This window comes from Streptomyces niveiscabiei (assembly GCF_001419795.1).
Taxonomy (GTDB): Bacteria; Actinomycetota; Actinomycetes; order Streptomycetales; family Streptomycetaceae; genus Streptomyces; species Streptomyces niveiscabiei.
The window spans coordinates 1-3,248 of record NZ_LIRL01000070.1 but is presented as its reverse complement, the minus strand read 5'-3'; the positions used below and the strand labels follow the sequence as shown (position 1 = coordinate 3,248).

The window sequence follows — 3,248 nt, the reverse complement described above, 5'->3', positions numbered from 1 at the left end:
GGGCGGGGGTGTCGGGGGTCAGGCGGTGGCGCCAGGTGGTCGCCGGGGCCGGGACGACGGCCGGTGGTGCTGTGTCGGCCCAGGTCGGGACGGCTGCCGACGCTGAGGTATCAACCGGGGCCGGGATGGCGTCCGGTGTTCGCGCAGCGCCCGAGGCCGGGGCCGCTGCTGGTGAGTGCGTGGCGGCTGACGTCGGCATGGCTGTGGGTGCGATCGCAGCCGCGCTCGTGTCCAGCCAGTGCCGCACCCGCTCGAACGGATACGTCGGCAACGGCACCCGACGCCGCGCGGCGGGCCGCAGCCGCTCCAGCAACTCCCAGTCCACGGTGACACCGGAGACCCACATCCGCCCGAGGAGATCGTCCGCCCCGGCCCGGATCTGCGCGGACAGGAACTCCGCCGCGCCGACGCCCGCCGTCAACAGGTCGGCCAGCGGCGGGTGTTGCTCGACGCGCCCCCGGTGCAGCCACTGCCCGCCCTCGCCGCGTCCGACGGCCGCGAGTTTCTCGGCCGCGTCCGGGAGACCCGAGGCCACGAACGCCAGGCGCTCGACGAGGGGTTCACGCCCCACACGCAAGGTGTGGGCGACGTCCGCGAGCCGGGCCGCGTCGGCGAGGGACCGGCCCAACTCGGCGGCGTACAGGCGCAGTCGCTGTTCGTCGCGGGCCGACAGGACGATCAACTCGCGCTCGGAGTCGGCCTCGTCCGGCGCGGGGGCGACGTACTCCTCCAGCACCACGTGCGCGTTGGTGCCGCCCGCCCCGAAGGAACTCACCGCCGCCCGCCGCGGCACCGCACGCCCTTCGGCGTCGAACTCCCGCGTCCACTCGGCCGCTTCGCGCTGCACGGTGAACGGAGAGCGCGTGAAGTCGATGACCGGGTTCAACTCCTCGGCGTGCAGCGACGGCAGCAATGTGCCGTGCCGCAACTGGAGTACGGCCTTGGTGAGCCCGGCGATGCCGGCCGCGCCCTCCAGGTGACCGATGTTGGACTTCACCGAACCGATCGCGCAGAACCCGGTGTCGGCGGTGTGCTTGCCGAACGCTTGGGCCAGCGCGGTGTGTTCGATCGGGTCGCCCAGCGCGGTCCCAGTGCCGTGCGCCTCGACGCAGCCGACGGTCCTGGCGTCGATGCCGGCCGCGTCCAGCACCTGTTCCACCAGGGCCTGTTGGGCCTGCGGGTTGGGCACGGTGTAACCGCTGGTCCGGCCGCCGTGGTTGACGCCGGTCGCCCGGATCACCGCGTGCACGGTGTCCCCGTCCCGGACCGCCTCCGACAGCCGCTTCAGCAGCACCGCGCCGACGCCCTCACCGGGCACGTACCCGGTGCCGCCCGCCCCGAAGGCCCGGCAGCGGCCGTCGTCGGACAGCATCGACTTGGCGCTGAGGTGCACGTACTTGTCCGGGTGGACGGCGACGTTCACCCCGCCCGCGAGCGCGTACGCGCACTCGCCGCGCCGGATGCTCTCGCACGCCTGGTGCACGGCCACGAGCGATGCCGAGCACGCGGTGTCGATCACCACGCTCGGGCCCCTGAAGTCGCCGAAGTACGAGACCTGGTTGGCGATCGACGAGCGGTTCGCCAGCACCACCTGGGGGTTGCCGCGCGCCGACTCCGTCGCGCCGAGGATCGCGTAGTCGTCCCACATCACGCCGACGAACACCCCGACGTCATGGCCCTGGCCGCCGAAGCGGGGCGCCGGGAGGCGGGACGGGGGATAGCCCGCGTTCTCCAGCGCCGACCAGGCCGTCTGGAGGAACAGCCGCTCCTGCGGGTCCATCGTGCGGGCCTGCTTGGGGGAGATCTGGAAGAAGAGGGAGTCGAAGGAGTCGACGTCGGAGAGGAAACCGCCCCAACGGCTGCTGCTGCGGCCCGAGTCGGCCAGCTCCGAGGCGTCCCAGCGGTCCGTCGGGACCTCGGTCACGGAGTCGCGGCCCTCGGAGAGGTTGCGCCAGAACTCGTCGAGGGTGTCGGCGCCGGGATAGCGACCGCTGATGCCGATGACGGCGATCGGATCGTCGTCGGGGGAGACGGGAACCGGCCCCGGGGCGGGGGGAGTTGCCGCCTGGTCGACCGGCGGGTGTTCGTGAGTGATCCGGGGTTCTGTGGCGGCTCGGGTTTCCGGGGCGGACAAGGGGTTCGAAGGGGTTGGGGCTTCCGAGGCCGTCCGGGGTTCCTCGGGGAACAGCCGGGCCACCGCGTCCGCGTGCTCCGCGAGCACATGGTCCGCCAGCTCGTCGACCGTCCGGCACTCGAAGAACACCGTCCCACGCAGCCCCGGGAAGTCCTTGCCCAGCAGGGAGTTGGACTCCATGACGAGGACCGAGTCGAGCCCGTAGTCGTCCAGGGGTACGCGGCTGTCGAGCCGGCCCGTGGACAGTTTGAGCACTCCGGCGAGAACCCCGCGCAGATGCTCGACGAGACGCTCCCGGCGAACGGCGCCGGAGGCGGGGGTGGCGGTGCCGGTGCCAGGAGCGGAGACCGGCGTGGGAGCCGAACCCGTGCGCTCCCCCTCGGCCGTCGGCGCGGCGGCCCTCGCCTGGGCCCCACCGCCCGTCACACCGGCCAACGCCCCGTCCAGCACCCCCGGTTCACCCCACGCCGGCACCACCCACGGCACCCCGGCCGCCAGCGAACGCCGCAGCAGCTCGACCCCCTGCCCCGCCTCCAGCGCCCGCATCCCGCTGCGCCGCGTGTACGCCGCCAACTCCTCCTCCCGCACCATCCCGTCCACCCCGCCGACCGCCCACAGCGGCCAGGCCAGCGAGACCCCACCCCGCCGCGTGGTGTACACGTCCGCGAACCGGTTGGCGGTCGCGTAACTGACCGCCCCGAAGTCCCCCACGAGCGAGGACACGGACGAGAACACGACGAACAGGTCGAGAGCGTCCCCCCGCGTCAACTCGTCCAGATGCACCAGCCCATGCGTCTTCGCGGCCAACACCTGGGCGAACCGCTCCCGATCCCCGTCGGCCCGCCCCTCGTCGGCGACCCCGGCGAGATGGAACACCCCGTGCAGCACCCCGAACCGCTCCCGGGCCACCCCCAACGCGGCCTCCAACTCAGCCGAGTCCGCCACATCGGCCCGCACCGCGAGCACCTCGACCCCGAGCGACGCATGCCACGCCCGCGTCTCCGCATCCGGCTCGGAACGGCCGACCAGCACCAGCCGGGCGGCGTACTCCGACGCCAGATGCTCGACGAGCACCCGCCCGATGGCACCCCCGCCCCCGGTGACGACATACATC

General features: G+C 73.2%; 1 protein-coding gene. It reads right to left on the bottom strand.

Going from position 1 to position 3,248, the window contains the following annotated elements; genetic code table 11:
• The coding region (locus AOK24_RS04360) for a type I polyketide synthase (RefSeq protein ID WP_240553662.1) at nt 1-3,208 on the bottom strand (3,208 nt) is incomplete at its 3' end.
• Nucleotides 3,209-3,248: the final 40 nt, after the last annotated feature.